The sequence below is a fragment of the Paraburkholderia solitsugae genome (assembly GCF_013177695.1).
Taxonomy (GTDB): Bacteria; Pseudomonadota; Gammaproteobacteria; order Burkholderiales; family Burkholderiaceae; genus Paraburkholderia; species Paraburkholderia solitsugae.
Window position 1 is genome coordinate 78806 of record NZ_WOEY01000079.1, and the last position, 16724, is coordinate 95529.

Annotated in this window: 14 protein-coding genes; 10 read left to right on the forward strand and 4 right to left on the reverse strand. The window is 63.1% G+C overall.

Features of this window, described 5'->3' with window-relative positions; all coding sequences use genetic code 11:
• Window positions 1–33 precede the first annotated feature (33 nt).
• From GNZ12_RS20065 to GNZ12_RS20075, 3 genes are read left to right on the forward strand one after another with little or no spacing between them, the layout of a single operon-like run.
• A complete protein-coding gene (locus GNZ12_RS20065) occupies window positions 34–777 on the forward strand; it encodes a (Fe-S)-binding protein (RefSeq protein ID WP_172312878.1) in 744 nt (247 codons plus the stop codon).
• Window positions 774–2165, forward strand: coding sequence for a lactate utilization protein B (locus GNZ12_RS20070; RefSeq protein ID WP_172312880.1), 1392 nt, complete (start codon window positions 774–776; stop codon window positions 2163–2165). Before GNZ12_RS20065 ends, GNZ12_RS20070 begins: the two co-directional genes overlap by 4 nt.
• Window positions 2152–2739: a LutC/YkgG family protein gene (locus GNZ12_RS20075; protein WP_172312882.1), complete on the forward strand. Its 588-nt coding sequence runs from the start codon at window positions 2152–2154 to the stop codon at window positions 2737–2739. Before GNZ12_RS20070 ends, GNZ12_RS20075 begins: the two co-directional genes overlap by 14 nt.
• Window positions 2740–2791: 52 nt before the next feature.
• On the opposite strand, the gene GNZ12_RS20080 is transcribed toward GNZ12_RS20075, so the two are convergent.
• A complete protein-coding gene (locus GNZ12_RS20080; RefSeq protein ID WP_172312884.1) occupies window positions 2792–3691 on the reverse strand; it encodes a LysR family transcriptional regulator in 900 nt (299 codons plus the stop codon).
• A 150-nt stretch (window positions 3692–3841) separates the two neighbouring features.
• Here GNZ12_RS20080 and GNZ12_RS20085 point away from each other — a divergent pair, with 150 nt between their 5' ends.
• The 7 genes from GNZ12_RS20085 to GNZ12_RS20115 all read left to right on the forward strand — a co-directional run bounded on the left by GNZ12_RS20085 (window position 3842) and on the right by GNZ12_RS20115 (window position 11857).
• Window positions 3842–4489 (forward strand): glutathione S-transferase family protein, encoded by a 648-nt coding sequence (locus tag GNZ12_RS20085; protein ID WP_172312886.1) that lies wholly within the window; start codon window positions 3842–3844, stop codon window positions 4487–4489.
• Window positions 4490–4595: 106 nt separating this feature from the next.
• Window positions 4596–5345 (forward strand): SDR family NAD(P)-dependent oxidoreductase, encoded by a 750-nt coding sequence (locus GNZ12_RS20090; protein WP_172312888.1) that lies wholly within the window; start codon window positions 4596–4598, stop codon window positions 5343–5345.
• Complete coding sequence (locus GNZ12_RS20095; RefSeq protein ID WP_172312890.1) at window positions 5342–5572, forward strand: hypothetical protein; 231 nt, start codon at window positions 5342–5344, stop codon at window positions 5570–5572. The genes GNZ12_RS20090 and GNZ12_RS20095 overlap by 4 nt, the downstream gene beginning before the upstream one ends.
• Before the next feature lie 126 nt (window positions 5573–5698).
• Window positions 5699–6688, forward strand: a complete 990-nt coding sequence (locus GNZ12_RS20100; protein ID WP_172311230.1) for an IS1595 family transposase — start codon at window positions 5699–5701, stop codon at window positions 6686–6688.
• Between the two features lie 85 nt (window positions 6689–6773).
• Window positions 6774–8612 carry a VRR-NUC domain-containing protein gene (locus tag GNZ12_RS20105; RefSeq protein ID WP_172312892.1) on the forward strand — a complete coding sequence of 613 codons (1839 nt, stop codon included), beginning with the start codon at window positions 6774–6776 and terminating at the stop codon, window positions 8610–8612.
• A complete protein-coding gene (locus tag GNZ12_RS20110; RefSeq protein WP_172312894.1) occupies window positions 8609–10885 on the forward strand; it encodes an ATP-dependent DNA helicase in 2277 nt (758 codons plus the stop codon). Before GNZ12_RS20105 ends, GNZ12_RS20110 begins: the two co-directional genes overlap by 4 nt.
• A gap of 120 nt (window positions 10886–11005) precedes the next feature.
• Complete coding sequence (locus GNZ12_RS20115) at window positions 11006–11857, forward strand: alpha/beta fold hydrolase (RefSeq protein ID WP_172312896.1); 852 nt, start codon at window positions 11006–11008, stop codon at window positions 11855–11857.
• On the opposite strand, the gene GNZ12_RS20120 is transcribed toward GNZ12_RS20115, so the two are convergent.
• The 3 genes from GNZ12_RS20120 to GNZ12_RS20130 form a co-directional block, all read right to left on the reverse strand.
• The gene (locus GNZ12_RS20120; protein WP_172312898.1) at window positions 11796–14351 is read right to left on the reverse strand and encodes a mechanosensitive ion channel family protein; all 2556 of its coding nucleotides are present in this window, start codon (window positions 14349–14351) and stop codon (window positions 11796–11798) included. The two genes, GNZ12_RS20115 and GNZ12_RS20120, sit on opposite strands and share 62 nt — an antisense overlap.
• Before the next feature lie 208 nt (window positions 14352–14559).
• Window positions 14560–14910 (reverse strand): NIPSNAP family protein, encoded by a 351-nt coding sequence (locus GNZ12_RS20125; RefSeq protein WP_172312900.1) that lies wholly within the window; start codon window positions 14908–14910, stop codon window positions 14560–14562.
• 115 nt (window positions 14911–15025) lie between these two features.
• The gene (locus GNZ12_RS20130) at window positions 15026–16687 is read right to left on the reverse strand and encodes an MFS transporter (RefSeq protein ID WP_172312902.1); all 1662 of its coding nucleotides are present in this window, start codon (window positions 16685–16687) and stop codon (window positions 15026–15028) included.
• Window positions 16688–16724 lie beyond the last annotated feature (37 nt).

Here is a 16724-nt window from a genome sequence, read left to right on the forward strand (position 1 = left end):
TCACCGGCCGCCGCCTTTCTTTTCAATGAGCCTATGAAAGTCGCCCTGTTTATCCCGTGCTTCATCGACGCGTTCTATCCCGAGGTGGGGATCGCCACGCTCGAATTGCTCGAACGCTTCGGCATCGAGGTCGACTATCCGCAGGAGCAAACCTGCTGCGGCCAGCCGATGGCCAACAGCGGTGCGCATGCCGAGGCAGCCGGTGCCGAGCGCGTGTTTGCGCGCAACTTCGCCGGCTACGACTACATCGTCGGGCCGTCGGCGAGTTGCATCCATCACGTGCGCGAGCATTTGATCGCGCTCGAGCAGACCGATGAAGTCAGGAAGGTCCGCGCCAGCGCGTACGAACTCGTCGAGTTTCTGCATGACGTGGTTGGCGCGCGCGAATTTCCATGGGCCGAATTTCCGCATCGTGTCGGCCTGCACAACAGTTGCAGCGCGTTGCGGCATCTGAAGGAAGCGTCAGTGTCGGAGATTGCCGGCGCGCCGTTTTCGAAGCCACGCACCTTGCTCGAGGGCGTCAAAGGCATCGAATTCGTCAAACCGTCGCGGCCGGACGAATGCTGCGGTTTTGGCGGCACCTTCTCGGTGACCGAAGAGCCGGTGTCGGTGCGCATGGGGCAGGACAAGGTCCGCGATCATCTGAACGCGGGCGCGGAGTACATCGTGTCGGGCGATATGTCGTGCCTGATGCACCAGCAAGGCTGCGCGGAGCGGATGAAAGCCGACGCGCGCTTCATCCATATCGCGCAGGTCCTTAACGGAGCACGCGCATGAGCCGGATCGATCACGCGAAAGCCGCAGGCGCTTTCATCAAGAAGACCGAGCACGTTGCGTTTCACGACAAGCGTCTGTGGGATTTGCGCGAAAAGCGCGATGCCCAGGCGCACGGCATCCCGGAATGGGAGACGTTGCGCGAACTGGCATCGGGCATCAAGGAACACACGCTGTCGCATCTGTCCGACTACCTCGAACAGTTCGCCGCTGCGGCTGAAGCCAATGGCGTCCTCGTGCATTGGGCCGCGACGGCTGAAGAGCACAATGCGCTAGTCCACACGATCATGTCCGAGCGCGGCATGACCACACTCGTCAAAAGCAAGTCGATGCTCACCGACGAATGCAAGATGCGCGAGTATCTCGAACCGCGTGGCATCACGGTGATGGAGACCGATCTCGGCGAGCGCATCCAGCAACTCGATCATCAGGACCCGAGCCATATGGTGGTGCCCGCGGTCCATAAACTGCGTGGCGACGTGGCCGAACTGTTCGGCCGAACAATCGGCACCGATCCGCAAAACAGCGATATTCACTACCTTGCGGAAAGCCAGAGAATGAACACGCGGCCGTACTTCGTGCGCGAGAAAACGGCCGGCATGACAGGCTGTAATTTCGCGGTGGCGGAGACCGGCACGGTCGTGGTGTGTACGAACGAAGGCAATGCCGACCTGTCGGCGAATGTGCCGCCGCTGCATATCGCGTCGATCGGTATCGAGAAGCTGATTCCGAAGGTGTCGGACCTCGGCGTGTTCATCCGCATGTTGTCACGCAGTGCGCTCGGTTCACCGATTACGCAGTACACCTCGCATTTTCGCGCGCCGCGTCCGGGCACCGAGATGCATTTCATCCTAGTCGATCATGGCCGCTCGGAGCGGCTCGCGATGGAGGACTTCTGGTATTCGCTCAAATGCATCCGCTGCGGCGCGTGTATGAACACGTGCCCGGTGTACCGGCGCAGTGGCGGCTTGTCGTATGGCGGCACGTATTCAGGGCCGATCGGCGCGATCATCAATCCGACCTTCGATCTGAAGCGTTATAGCGCGTTGCCGTTCGCGTCGACGCTCAACGGCAGCTGCACGAATGTGTGTCCGGTGAAGATCAATATTCACGAGCAGATCTACAAATGGCGCACGGTGATCGCCGAACGTCATGAGGTGCCGTTCGTGAAGCAGGAAGTGCTGAAGATGGCAGGGCGCTTGCTCGCGAGTCCGACGCTGTATCGGGCGACGGTGTCGTCGATGGGCGGCGCGCTGCGGCGGCTGCCGAATTTCGTGCTGTACAACCCGCTCAATATCTGGGGCCGGCAGCGTGAGTTGCCGGAGGCGCCGAAGCTGACCTTCCACGCCTGGTACAAGAAGAATCGTGGAGATGTCAATGGCAACCCGTGAAGCGTTTCTGGCGAAGGTGCGTGAGGCGCAGCCGCCAGCGCGGCCACGGCCTGATGTGCAGTTGTTCACTTCGGTGGGCGGGGATTTGCGAGCGCGCTTCACGACGGCATTGCAGGCGATGGGCGGCACCTGTGTCGAAGCATCGGCTGCGGGTGACGTGCTTGCGCTGGTCCGTGAGCGGTTCGGCGATGCGGCGTCGGTGGCGTCGGCGACGCCCGAAATGCCAGGCACCCGTGTGATCACGGCCGAAACCGAACCGGCTTCGTTGCAGGATATCGATGTGGGTGTGGTGCGGGCGCGCTTCGGCGTCGCTGAAACGGGCTCGGTGTGGTTCAGCGAGCGCGAGTATGTCGTCAACGCGCTGGGGTACATCGTGCAGCATCTGGTGGTGCTGCTCGATCCGGCGCAATTGCTCGACGGCTTGCAGGACGTGTACCGCCGTGACGACTTCCGCGATGCGCGCTATGCGGCGCTGGTCACCGGCCCGTCGGCCACGGCGGATATCGAAGGCGTGCTGATTCGCGGCGCGCAGGGGGTGCGGTCGTTGACGGTGGTGTGGGTGGCCGAACCGTAAGAAATCTAGTGGTCACCTTGGATCGAGGGAGCAATGCCTGTTCTCTTGTGCATCAACGAGCGCTTTGCGATGAGTGGGTGATCAGGTCGTCCACTCTTGAAAGGAACAGCTTCAAGACGGGCGACATATTCGCGTTGCTGTAGCCGATAGCCAGATCAACTTCCGGCACATTGCCAGCCAGGGGGCGGCTAACCACCGACCACGGCATCAAGTTCTCGAGGTACGAAGGAATGAGCGTCAGACTTCGGGTCGATGCCACCAACGACATGACCATCGCAGGGTTATCGACGTTTTGGGTCGGCACGATTTCGATGCCGGAACGCTTCAGGTAGCCGTCGATCACCGCACGCACCACCTTCGCCTTGCTCGCCATGGCGATAAAAGGGTAATCGGCAAGGTCATGGGGAGAGACTACGTCGCGTGATGTCAACTCGTGGTCGCTGGGCATCAGCACCACCAGTGGCTCCTGACTTACGACTTGATAGGCGAGATCGAAGTCTGGCTCAGCGCGCATGAACGCCAGATCCAGCTTGCCTCGTTCAACGCCTTCGGCAAGGTCTGGCGAATATCCACTGGACACCGTGACATCCACGTTGGGCAATTCATCTCGAAGGATGTGCATGGCTCTGGGTAGCCAGGTCATCTCCTGCCCGGTGAGAAATCCGAGCGCAAATCGCTGCTTGGATGGCTGTGCTGCCTGCCTGGCCGCTTCAATGGCGGCATCCACCTGATTCAGCGCCAGCCGCGCGTGATCGATGAAGGCCTTTCCAGCGGCAGTCAGTTCCACGCCGCGCGTACTGCGGCTTAGCAATTCGATCCCGACCTGGCCTTCCAGATCCCGAATTTGCCGGCTCAGCGACGGCTGCGACGTGTGCAAACGGTGTTTGGCTGCGACCGTCAGGCTTCCTGTCTCGGCGACGGCGATGAAGTATCGAAGGTGCCGCAATTCCATGATCCCTCCACGATATCGCTTTTGCCTGGCCATGCCCTCCAAGCATGCCCCACAGCTTATTAAGTCTTTCCATATTCTGCAATAAACCCCTAATTTCCCCCTCAAGGCATTGCATCTCCACTTCAATAACGTAATGACAGGGATCAGCCCATGTCCTCAGAACTGAAACTCTATCAATCGAACGCCTCCCCGAACTCTCGTCGTGTGCGAATCTATCTCGCGGAGAGAGGAGTATCAGTGGAGACCGTGCCTGTTGACCTTGGCGCGAAGGAGCAATTCTCCGAAGCCTACGGCGCGATCAACCCGCGTCGTGAAGTGCCTACGCTGGTTCTGAGCGATGGGACGTCCATCGGTGAAGTGCCGGCAATCTGGCGCTACCTCGAGGAAGCGTATCCGAAGAATCTGCCCCTGCTGGGCACGACACCCAAAGCGAAGGCGCTGGTCAGTATGTGGGAGCGGCGCGCTGAACTGAACGGATTTGCGGCGGTCATGGAGGGGGTGCGAAACGCCGTTGCCGGTCTGAAAGGCCGTGCCTTGTCGGGGCCGCATGCCTACGAACAGATCCCCGAGATCGTCGAGCGCAGCAAGCTGCGTGTGGCCAACTTCTTTGCCGACTTCAATGAGCGCCTTCGGGCCGTTCCGTTCGTGGCGGGTGACGAATTTTCTGCAGCCGATATTACGACGCTGGTAACGATCGACTTTGCGGCGACCGGCATGAAAGTGACGGTGCCCTCCGAACACACGGCATTGCAGGCATGGTACGAGAAGGTATCGAACCGTCCTGCCTCGAAGGCCTAACGAGGCAGGCGTTCATCCACCAGCCAGACCCGTTATACGGCGCAAGCAATTTTTCTGAGTAGTGGTTTGCGCCGCCATTCACTCTGCTGATTCACTGGATTACATCATGAGTCAACCTGTTGTACTTATCACTGGCGCGCTGACGGGTATTGGTCGTGCGACTGCTGTAGCGTTTGCGCGCGAAGGTGCGCAGATTGTGGTTTCGGGTCGCCGTGCGGACGCGGGTGAGGATCTCGCCCGCGAACTGCGCCAGCACGGCGGTACCGAGGCCGAGTTCGTGAAGACGGACGTACGGTACGAGAATGAAGTCAGTGCCTTGATCGACTACACGGTTCAGCGCTTTGGCCGAATCGATGTTGCCGTGAACAACGCAGGGACCGAGGGTGTGCCGGGTCCCGTGGTCGAGCAGACTCTCGAGACGTACGCAACTGCATTCGACACCAATGTCCTTGGCACACTCCTGTGCCTTAAACACGAGATGCGCGTGATGCTGGCGCAGCAGAGCGGCAGCATCATCAACATCTCGTCGACCATGGGCAGCCGTGGTGCGGCGGGTGCTTCGATGTATGTCGCGAGCAAGCATGCCGTCGAGGGGCTGACAAAAGCGGCTGCGCTGGAAGGCGCACCTGCCGGCGTGCGTGTGAACGCTGTTGCGCCGGGTCCGGTAGAAACGGGCATGCTCGACCGTTTTAGTGGAAGCGCCGAGCGCAAGCAGGCCGTGCAAGCCGGTGTCCCGGCAAAGCGTTTCGGCACACCGGATGAAATCGCCGATGCTATTTTGTTCCTTGCGTCGCCCAAGTCGACGTTCGTGGTGGGGCAGATTATTGGCGTGAACGGCGGTAAGACTGCGCTTTGATTCTGATTAAGGACTGCGTCGAATTCGATCGCGGAGAGTTTCACCACCACACGGCGTTTGTCGGAAATCCGAAGCAATCCCTGGCGACCGCGGAAACTGAAGAGCAGACGAAACGCGATTATGACCAGGTGCTGCTACCGCTTGTCTACGGGGCGACGAGGCTGACCTTCAGGGAGGTCTTCGCGGTATTCAAGTCGATGGCGTTGAAGCTTCTGGCGACACTTTGACAACCGCCGGGCCTCGCGCCACTTTCGGCAAAGCGGTTGTCAGCCGTCCCTCCCACGGATTTTGATATCATCACTGTATAAACATATGGGCTATCCATTTAGCTCCACTTGCGCCATGATCGAGTGGTGAGCGAACTCAAGCATACCCCGACTGCCGGTGAAGATTTCCCTCGAACATGGAGCCAGTTTCTGGACTGGTTTGCAACCGAGGATGACTGTCTTCGCTATCTCGAACGGTTGCGCTGGCGTGACGGGTTTGTGTGCCCGTCCTGTGCAAGCACGGACGCCCCCTATCGTGCCAGCCGCGCCCGGCTAATGTGCCAATCCTGCCGTCATCAGGGCACGGTCACGGCGGGCACAATCTTCGAGAAGACGCGCACACCCTTAAAGGTCTGGCTGGCGGCGGCCTGGTATATAACCAGCCAGAAACATGGCGTCAGCGCTTTGGGATTGCAGCGGGTATTGGGGCTGGGCAGTTATCAAACGGCATGGACCATGCTGCACCGCTTTCGTCGGGCGATGGTCAGGCCGGGGCGCGAGCGGCTGGCCGGCATGGTTGAGGTTGATGAGGTCTATCTGGCCATTCACGACCGGCGAGTCGCCCAGTCAAGTGCCGGGCGCAAGAGCCACACGACCAAGGCTCTCATTGCGGTGGCCGTGGAAATCCTGGAACCCAAAGGTTTCGGACGTATCCGTTTGCAACCCATTGCCGACGATACCTCCGCATGCGTTTTGCCCTTCGTGCGGGAGGTTGTGGAACCCGGCTCGTTACTTCACACCGATGGCTCCTCCATCTATCATGGCCTGACCGAAGAGGGTTATCAGCATAAGCGGATCGTCATGAGTGGCGCTGACAGCCCCGCACATATCTCGATGCCGGGCGTGCACCGCGTGTCGGCACTGCTTAAGCGCTGGCTGCTTGGCACCCACCACGGTGCCGTGAAGCCACTCCAACTCGACCATTATCTCGACGAGTTTGTGTTTCGCTTCAACCGCCGGACCTCGCGTTCCCGCGGCCAGCTCTTTTACCGCCTGCTTGAGCAGGCCGTAGTGGCCGAACCCGTCACGTATCGCCAGATCGCGCAACGTCCGCCAAAGGTCAAAGCTTCACCATAATGTGAAATTGTGGAGCTAAATGGATAGCCCTTATAAACATACAGGTTTCGTGAAGACCCCCGTGGCGACAAGTGCTCCGTCAGACATGCGCTCTGATGCTCCTTATTACCTGTTGAACTTCGAGCGTGCGCTGGCGTGGCTCGCCGAGCGTTACGACGATCTGCTGGACGCGCACGAGCATGGCTTCCTGCGCGATTTCGCCGCTTTGCCGCAGCCCTCGCGCGCGTTGCTGGTTCGCATGCTGATGCGCAAGGGCACGCTGTTCCGCTCCAGCCGTCTTTCTTATGACGAGATCGGTTGCCCTTTGCAAGCCGTTGCGCCCCTGGCTGCGCTCGGTTGGGTCGACACTGAACCGGGCCTGACGCTTGACGATCTGTTCGCGCTCACCACGCGTCCCGAGTTGCTGCTGATCTTTGCGGACGCCATCGCGTTGATTCCCGGCGCGAAGAGCTTGCGCAAACCCGATCTGCTGGAAACGCTGCGGCCGTTTTACGAAGGTGGCGGCGAAGGCGAGGGCGGGGAACGAGGCGCCACGGCGTATCCGTTGTCCACATGGCACAGCCAACCCACCGACCGCGTCTTCCACGTCGCCATCGCGCCGCTTTGCGAGCGTCTGCGCCTGATGTTCTTCGGCAATCTGCAGCAGGACTGGTCGGAGTTCGTGCTGGCCGATCTCGGTGTGTTCCAGTACGAGAAGGTTGCCTTCGCGCCGTCGTCGCGCGCATTCCAGCAGCGCGGGGACGTCGATGTCTACCTTGCGTTGCATGAATGCCGCGAAGCGCTCGAATGGCTGCCCACGGGGGACGCCGAAGCCGAGGCGATCGACGAGCTCGTCGCCGTGATCGCCGCGATCGACACCTCGAACCCCTGGCTCGAAACGCGTCGCGCGAAACTGCTGTTTCGTATCGGGCAGCATTGCGAGCGTCAACAGAACTGGCCCGCTGCACTTGCCGTCTATGCGCGTTGCGCGTGGCCCGGCGCACGCCATCGGCGCTTGCGTGTGCTGGAACGCAGCGAACAATTCGACGATGCCTTCGCCCTTGCTACGCAAGCCGCTGCCAAGCCCGAAAGCGAAGAGGAAGCGCAACGCGTTGCTCGCATGTTGCCTCGTTTGCAGCGCAAGCGCGGCGAGCGGGTGGCGCGTGTGGCTGCCGCACGGCCGGTCGAGCGCAGCACACTGGTGCTGCCGAGGCCTGACGCGTCGCAACCGGTCGAGTACGTCGCACGCGATCATTTGACTTGCGACTCAGCGCCCGTTCATTACGTCGAAAACGCGCTGATCAACTCGCTGTTCGGTTTGCTGTGCTGGGAGCCGGTGTTCGCGGCGCTGCCCGGCGCGTTTTTCCATCCGTTCCAGCGCGGGCCGGCCGATCTGCATGCGCCGGATTTCCACGCGCGCCGCGCCGAACAATTCGCCGCGTGTCTCGCGCAACTCGACAGCGGTGCCTATCGCGAGACGATTCTGCGGCATCTGCAAAGCAAGGCAGGTCTGCAATCGCCATTCGTATTCTGGGGCTTGCTGACGCCGGAACTGGTCGCATTGGCGCTCGATTGCCTGCCTGCCGCGCATCTGAAATTGTGGTTTGAGCGTTTGCTGCGCGACATCCGCGGCAACCGTTCAGGCCTGCCTGACCTGATCCGTTTCTGGCCGGCCGAGCGCCGTTATGAGTTGATCGAGGTAAAGGGGCCCGGCGACCGCTTGCAGGACAACCAGATCCGCTGGCTCGCCTACTGCGCTCAGCACGGCATGCCGGTGCGCGTACTCGACGTGCGATGGGCCGATGAAGACAGGGTCGTGTCCGAAGTCGTGATGGCGGTGACGACAGCAGTCACGACAGATGTCACGGCAGCGACTCCGAAAGAAGCCACCGCAGAGGTCACCCCAGCGACCACAAAAGAATCCACCGCTGAGGCTCGCACGTGACCTACATCGTCGCCGTACGTGCGATGTGCGAATTCACCGCACGGCGCGGCGATCTGGATCTGCGCTTCACGCCCGCGCCGACTTCGCTGGAAGGCATGGCTGGCCACGTGACGGTCGCCGGCCGTCGCGCGGGTGGCTATGAAACCGAGATCACGCTGACCGGCACGCATCGCGGTTTGACCGTGCGTGGCCGCGCCGACGGTTACGACCCCTTGTCGAACCGGCTGGAAGAGGTCAAGACTCATCGTGGCGCGCTCGAACGGATGCCCGCCAATCACCGCACGCTGCATTGGGCGCAGGCGCTGGTGTATGGCCATCTGCTATGCCGCGCCCGCGGGCTCGCCGAATTGACGGTCACGCTGGTGTACTTCGATATTGGCAGTCAGAAGGAAACCTTGCTGACTGAAACGCACACCGCGCGTGAGCTGGAGATTTTCTTCGTCGAGCAATGCGAACGCTTTCTCGATTGGGCCGTGCAGGAAGAGGCACATCGCGCCGCGCGCAATGCCGCGCTCAGTGCTTTGCAGTTTCCGCATGGCCAGTTCCGCAGCGGGCAGCGCGAGCTGGCGGTGTCGGTGTATCGCGCGGCGCGTGACGGCAAGCCGTTGATGGCGCAGGCGCCTACCGGCATCGGCAAGACACTGGCGACGATTTTTCCGCTGCTCAAAGCGTGTGCCTCGGATCAGATCGACCGCGTGTTCTTCCTCACTGCCAAGACGCCGGGCCGCGCGCTTGCGCTCGATGCGATCGAAACGCTCCATCAAAGCGCCGAACTGTCTTCTGCGCGCTTGCCGCTGCGAACCCTGGAACTGGTCGCGCGCGACAAGGCCTGCGAGCATCCCGACAAGGCCTGCAACGGCGAGTCCTGTCCGCTCGCGCGCGGCTTCTACGACCGGCTCGACGCGGCCCGCAGCGCGGCGTTGGCAGGGCCGAGGCTCGACCGCGCGTCGGTACGTGAAGCGGCCCGCGAGCACGAGGTCTGCCCGTACTATCTCGCGCAGGAACTGGCGCGCTGGTCCGATGTGGTAGTCGGCGATTACAACTACTACTACGACAGCAGCGCGATGCTGTACGCGCTCACGCAGATCAATCAGTGGCGCGTCGGCGTGCTGGTTGACGAGGCGCACAACCTGCTCGACCGGGCACGGCGCATGTACAGCGCGTCGCTCGATCAGGCGGCGTTCCGGCTCGCACGCAAAACCGCGCCTGCGTCGTTGAAGAAGCCGCTTGAACGGCTTCAGCGCGAATGGAGCGCCGGCAAGCGCGCACAGACCGACACCTATCAGGTCTACGCCGACGTACCTGGCAAACTGCTTTTGGCCGCGCAGAACCTGATCGGCGCGGTGACGGACCAACTCGCCGAAGCACCGCTTTCAATCGACGAAGCGTCGCTGCGGTTTTTCTTCGACGCCATGCATTTCGTCGCGTTGGCGGAGCAATTCGGCGAGCATTCGATTTTCGACATCACGCTCACTGCGGATCGCTACGCGCCGCGCGACAAAACCAGCGCCACCTTGTGCGTGCGCAACGTGATTCCGGCACCGTTCCTCGCGGGGCGCTACGCTGCGGCGCGCACCACGGTGATGTTTTCCGGCACGCTCAATCCGCATCATTTCTATCGCGACACGCTGGGTCTGCCGGAGCAGACGAGTTGGCTCGACGTCGAAGGGCCGTTCCGCGCCGAGCAATTGCAGGTGCGCGTGGCCGGTAATGTATCGACGCGCTGGCGTGACCGCGAGCGTTCGCTCGTGCCCATTGTCGATCTGATTGCAAAGCAGTACGCGGCGCTGCCGGGCAACTATCTCGGGTTCCTGAGCAGCTTCGAGTATCTGCAGCGAGTGGTGGCATTGATGCGCGAGCGTCATCCGGAACTGCCGGTATGGGCGCAGGAACCGGGCATGGACGAGGCCGCGCGCGACGCGTTCCTCGCGCGCTTTCGCACCACGAACCAGGGTGTCGGCTTCGCGGTGTTAGGCGGCGCGTTCTCCGAGGGCGTCGATCTGGTCGGTCAGCAGTTGATCGGCGCTTTCATTGCGACGCTGGGTCTGCCGCAGATGAACGACGTCAACGAACAGATGCGCCGCACGATGGACGCGAAGTTCGGCAACGGCTACGACTACATGTATCTGTATCCGGGCTTGCAGAAGGTCGTGCAGGCCGCCGGCCGCGTCATTCGCACGGAGCACGACCTGGGGGTGGTGCATCTGATCGACGACCGCTACCGGCGGCCGGAAGTGCAGCGGTTGTTGCCGCGCTGGTGGCAGGTGCAATAAGCGGCTTACCGACGGCTCGCAAGCCGTTCTCTTTACCTGTCAGGTAATCGACCTGCCTACCGCCGCCAGGCAAAGTGGCGTCACGGCACAACGATCCCAACCCAAGGTAAAGAGGCTTCCATGAACGCGACCGCACCGCATCTCACCGACGATCCCAACATCATCCGCACCGCCGACCACACGCGCCTTTTCTACCGCGACTGGGGACACGGCACGCCGCTCGTGTTCCTGTCCGGCTGGACGCTGAATTCCGACATGTGGGCCTATCAGATGGAACCGCTGTCACGCCTCGGCTGCCGCTGCATCGCGTATGACCGCCGCGGCCATGGCCGTTCGAGCGACCCGGGGCGCGGCTACGACTTCGACACGCTCGCCGACGATCTCGATAGCGTGCTGAGCACACTCGAACTAAGCAACGTGACGCTGGTCGCGCATTCGATCGCAAGCGGCGAAGCGGTGCGCTACCTGACGCGGCATGGTTCAGCGCGCGTGGCCCGAATTGCGTTCATCGCGCCCGCCGCCACGCCGTATTTGCTGAAAACGGAAGACAACCCGAACGGGATCGACGCCGCACTGTTCGAGCAAGGCCGCCTCGCGCTGAGCCGTTCCTTCCCCGACTGGATCGAGGCCAATGCAGCACCGTACTTCGGCACGGGCGTGTCGCGCGCGCCGCTCGACTGGACGATCCGCATGATGCTGCAAACCTCACATCAGGCCATGCTCGAACTCGCCCATGTTCAGACCATCACCGATTTCCGTGCGGAGCTGGCCCGCGTCCGGGTGCCGTCGCTGGTCGTGCATGGCGACCGGGACGCCTCTGCGCCGCTCGAGCTGACCGGGCGGCCGACCGCGGCGCTGATAGCAGGCGCTTCACTGAACGTCTACGAAGGCGCCGGCCACGGCCTGTACTTCACGCATGCGGAGAAGTTGAACCAGGATTTGCTGGCGTTCCTGGGCCACCGGCCGGCTTAGGGTCGACGGGCAGTTGATCTTCCACCGGCGCGTCGGCTTTCCCGGCCGCCGCCTTCAACGAAGCTTCAGCAGGCGCCGTTGAAGGCGGTTGGTCCTTCGCTGCGCCCTTGGGGCTGTCATCCGGCGCGCCGTTCGATTCCACTTTGACCGGTTCGCTTTGCGGGTCCCACGTCAGCAAATGCCGCTGCGGGTTCGCGATTTCGATGCCGCGCGCGCTGAACTGGTCGAGAATGCGCCGGTTGAATTCACGCTGCACGCCCCAGCGCGCGGTGTCGCGGCATTGGATCTGGCCGGCCAGTGCCACCGCCGAGCCATCCACGCCATCCACGCCCCAGAAGCTGAAGTCGGACAGGATGCCGTCCTTGAACTTTTCGTCTTCGCGCAGCGCGGCGCCGATTTCCTTCAGCGTGGCGATCGCCAGATCGACATCCTCGCCGAACACGATATTCACTTTCACCGCCGCATTGCCGAGTCCGCGATTGGTGTTGTTCACCGTCGTGACCGAACTGAACGGCACGGTGTACAGCGAACCGTCGCTGCCGCGCAACCGCACGGTGCGGATCGATAGATATTCAACCGTACCGGACACGCCCGCGAGGGTGACCCAGTCGCCGACCTGCATGGCGTTTTCCATCAGCAGGAACATGCCGGTGATGAAATCCTGCACCAGCTTTTGCGAGCCGAAACCGAGCGCCACGCCGAAAATACTCGCGCCCGCCAGCAGCGGCCCGATGTTCACACCGAGTTCGCTCAGGCCGGTGAGCGCCACCACCAGCGCGATCACGCAAAAGAGCGCGCTGCGCAGCATCGGCAGCAGCGTACGCAAGCGTGCGGCACGCACGAGGTCGCCGCTGGTGGTCCAGCGGTCCAGCCGCCGTTCGATCGCCACGTTGGCGCTTTCCCACACCACCAGCGCGATCACCGCGGCCACACCGATCGTGACGATCGCCGAAGCCAGCCGATGGCCGATCGAACCGGTCTGGAACAGATCGCCCACGTCGACGCCCCATACCTGCAGCAGCGCGAGCGCGGTGACGATGCCGATGATCCAGGAGACGACCCGCCGCAGCAGCGGGTAATAGCGGTAAGCATGCTGCTGCACGAGCGTCTTTTCCGCGTCGCCCTCTACATGGAATAGCCGCGCCATGGCGCCGAAGATCACGATCGCGATGACCCGCGCGCCCACCAGGATCGCCAGCGTAAAACCGCCGAGATGCAGCAGGGTGCGATAGCCGTTCTGCACGTCGAGCGCCCAGATGAACCACAGTGCCATCACCACGAACACCGCGAACCATGCCCACGCATCGGCGAGCGCATTGCCGAACATTTGCAGCGATTTGCTCGCGGCAAAGCGGTTGCGGATCAATTCGCCGACCGGCTTCGCGCATTTCAGAATCAGGATCGAGATCATGATGTGGCCGGCGAGCGCGACGACCTTCATCAGCGCGAGATGCGCCGCTTCGTTCAACCCGAGCGACTGCGCGATCTCCGCGATTGCCGAACCGGCGCCGACCACGGCGACGATCCGCACGATCCAGCGCTGCACGAAAACGGCCCACGCATCGCTCATGCGCAAGAGACGCAGGCGTGGCGCAGTCGGCTGCAGGAAGAAGCCGCTGACTATCACGATCAGGCGGCATAGCACGTAGATGTCGATCAGCGAATCGAGCGCGCGGTCTTGCGGCGTGCCGTCGTCGGTGACGATCGACATCAGTGCGCTCGCCGCACCGATAAATACCGCCAACGGCAACAGGCGCAGCACCATTGTCAGCAGCGCGCGCGGCAGGCGTTGCAGGAGCGTCAAGTGATGTATGGCACGCTGCTTGACTTTGGCTTCGGGCACTTGGCCGGTTGCGGCAGGCGTGGGCGAGAACGTTCCGGGCGTCGCTGCCTGCGCCGTGCCGTCTTCATCGCCACGTTCGCGGCGCGCGGCGAGGGCCGTGTACGCGCGGCGCAACAGGCGGCGCGCGAACCATTCGAGCACGAGCGCGGGCAGCAGCGCCGCCAGCAGCGACCAGACGACCTGACCCAGCACGCTACGCGCTTGCGGGTTGGTCGATTGCCAATGCCACCAGGCACGCACCGACGCTACGTCGAGCAGCGCGGCGACCGAACTGCGCAATGACGTGCCGAGGTGCGCGGCCCAATGCGCGCCCTGACGCGCCAGTTGCGAGGCGAGGCCATTGGACTGGAACGTGGCGGGAACGAACGCGGCCGCGCCGCTGGCGGCGTGTGCCGGCGTGGCCGCAACCGCCGATGCAGGCGGCGCGCTGAGGGCGCCCGCTGCTGCGATCGCCTGGAGCGTGTCGCTGACTTGCGCGCGGCGAGTGGGGTCATTGAGGACGCTGAGGGCCTGGCGGGCTTGTTCGGGCGTCAGGGTGAGCGCGGCGCCGGATGCCGCGGATGCGGCGGCGGGTTGCGCCGCGGTGGCAAAGGCCGGCGACGCGCTCAGGAAGAGAAAAAGGAGAAACCAGGCGTGAAATATTTTGCGCATAGGGTGTAAGGCGGGGTACCAGGTGCGTACGGCGGTGCCGGAACCCGTGGATCGGTTCGGCGGCGTGACCCTGAACCGACACGGGTTTGATCGTACAAGTTCCATCCGCGGCGGCTTTCGGTGCTTTCGGCGGTCATGCGAAAGTTCGGCCAGTCGGATCGAATTGTAACGTCAGGTAGCAGAAAGCTTGCCTGCCCGGCGACGCCGCCTATTCCGTTGCTTCCACCGAGCCCGTCGCCGCCACCCCGAGCGTGCCTTCGACCACCTCGGTGAAGGTGCGCTCCTCGCGCAGAATGAAGCGCTGCGTTTGCGCGAACCTGAAATTTTCCCGCGCCTCGGCGTCGGCTCGCAGCCGCGCCCGATAGGCTTCATACGCGGCGAGGCTGTCGAATGCGATCAATCCCCAGGCGATGTCGTTGGTCCCTTCATGGGGCAGAAAGTAGCCGATCAGATGACCGCCACAGCGGGGAATAATGCGGCCCCAGTTGCGCGCGTATTCGTTGAAGGCATCGCGTTGGAATGGGTCGATCTGGTAACGGATGAAGCAGGTAATCGTCATGTGCAAGCTCCCGTTCGGGTAAGGGTGATGTTAAATACCTGAGCATCAGTATGGCGATCGGTTGGCCGCGACGTTTCACTGCACTCTGAACTGTCGATGGGATGGCACGACCACGCTACGGCTCGCTTCGCGAGCGGATCGTCACAGCCGCCAACGCCGCGCCGGCCAGCGCACAAAGCGCCGACACCAGCGCTACCGCCCGCAGCGCCGTACCCAACGCCTCGGCCTGGGCCACGATCACTTTGGGCTGCGAAGCGCTTTGCGTGGCGGCGGGTGGCGCTGAGCCTGCATGCATGCCGGTTTGTGCCAGCCGCGCTGCCTGACGCGCCGCTTGCGGCATATTCAACGCATCGAGCCGCGCGTCGAGCGCCGCGTCGTGCGACCACACGAACACAATCCCGAGTACCGCGATCGCCAGCAGACTCGCCACCCTGGCGACGGCGTTATTGATGCCCGAGGCGACACCCGTACGCGCGGCGGACACCGACGTCATCACGGTCGTCGTCAGCGGGGCGACGGTAATTGTCATGCCGAGTCCGAGCACCACAAGCGCTGGAAAGAAGCCGCGCCAATATTCACCGCGTACCCAGGGCAGCGCGAGCATCGCAAAGCCAATCGCTGCGATTCCCGGCCCAATGCCCAGCAGGGCCCGTGCGCCATAACGTCCCGTCAGGCCACCGGTGAAACGCGACAACAGGCCGATTGTGACCGGCACCGGCAGCAGCGCGGCGCCTGCCTCGGTCGCGCTATAGCCATACGCGCGGATCAACGTGAACGGCAGGAAAAACAGTGCGCCACCCAGCCCAAAGTAGAGCAGCAGCGTGACGAGGTTGGCGCCAACAAAGTCGCGCGAATGGAACACGTCGAGCGGCATCATCGGATTGCGGGTCTTCGCTTCGAGCGCGACGAAGCCGGTCAGCACGAGCAGGCCGCCGAGGATCGACGCCAGCACCCAATGGTCGCCGAAGCCGTGCGCCGAGGCGCGGGTCAGGCCGTAGGTCAACGCGGCGAGCCCCGCGGCGGCTGCGACCGCGCCCGGCCAGTCGAGCCTGGGCAGCGTGTGCCCCGGGAGCGCGGCGTCTGGGTTGGATGGATTGTCTTCCTGCCGGCTATCCGGCACCGCGATGATCGCCAGCGCGATGGTTGCGCACGCAATCGGTACGTTCAGGAAGAAAATCGCCCGCCATGAAAACGCATCGACGAGCCAGCCGCCCGCCACCGGCCCTACCGCTGACGTAATCGCGCCGACACCGGCCCAAGTGCCGATCGCCTTGCCGCGCTCCTTGTCATCGAACACCGCGCCAATGATGGAGAGGCTGCTCGGAACCAGCAGCGCCGCGCCGATGCCTTGTGCGGCACGCGTCGCAATCAGGGCGCCGACACCCGGCGCGAGTCCGCAGCCGATCGAGGCCAGCGTGAACAAGCCAATCCCCGCGATAAACACGGTGCGCCGGCCGAGCTTGTCGCCGAGCGAGCCGCCCACCAGCACCAGCGAGCCGAGAAACAGCAGATATGCGTTGACCACCCACTGGATCGCCGCGACGCTCGCGCCCAGTTCGGTCTGGATCGACGGCAGCGCGACGTTGACCACGGAGCCGTCGATGAACGCCATGCTCGAGCCGAGGATGGTCGCGGCGAGCGCGAGCTTCTTGCGCCTGCACGGGTGTTCGAAGCTGGGAGGCTGCGCGTCGATGGCGAGCGCGTCGCACGGGCTCGCCTGGGCGGGGAGGACGGAGGAGGGGCGGCGCGCTAGCGCCGGAGCGTGCTGATCGGCCAAGTCCACTCCCGCGTGGATGAACGGCTTTCAGCATAGC

Excerpts from the sequence above, each read along its gene's own strand:
- GNZ12_RS20120 (WP_172312898.1), bottom strand. The coding sequence starts at position 14,351 with ATGCGCAAAATATTTCACGCCTGGTTTCTCCTTTTTCTCTTCCTGAGC.
- GNZ12_RS20115 (WP_172312896.1), top strand. The coding sequence starts at position 11,006 with ATGAACGCGACCGCACCGCATCTCACCGACGATCCCAACATCATCCGC.
- GNZ12_RS20125 (WP_172312900.1), bottom strand. The coding sequence starts at position 14,910 with ATGACGATTACCTGCTTCATCCGTTACCAGATCGACCCATTCCAACGC.
- GNZ12_RS20090 (WP_172312888.1), top strand. The coding sequence starts at position 4,596 with ATGAGTCAACCTGTTGTACTTATCACTGGCGCGCTGACGGGTATTGGT.
- GNZ12_RS20080 (WP_172312884.1), bottom strand. The coding sequence starts at position 3,691 with ATGGAATTGCGGCACCTTCGATACTTCATCGCCGTCGCCGAGACAGGA.
- GNZ12_RS20065 (WP_172312878.1), top strand. The coding sequence starts at position 34 with ATGAAAGTCGCCCTGTTTATCCCGTGCTTCATCGACGCGTTCTATCCC.
- GNZ12_RS20075 (WP_172312882.1), top strand. The coding sequence starts at position 2,152 with ATGGCAACCCGTGAAGCGTTTCTGGCGAAGGTGCGTGAGGCGCAGCCG.
- GNZ12_RS20070 (WP_172312880.1), top strand. The coding sequence starts at position 774 with ATGAGCCGGATCGATCACGCGAAAGCCGCAGGCGCTTTCATCAAGAAG.
- GNZ12_RS20085 (WP_172312886.1), top strand. The coding sequence starts at position 3,842 with ATGTCCTCAGAACTGAAACTCTATCAATCGAACGCCTCCCCGAACTCT.
- GNZ12_RS20105 (WP_172312892.1), top strand. The coding sequence starts at position 6,774 with ATGCGCTCTGATGCTCCTTATTACCTGTTGAACTTCGAGCGTGCGCTG.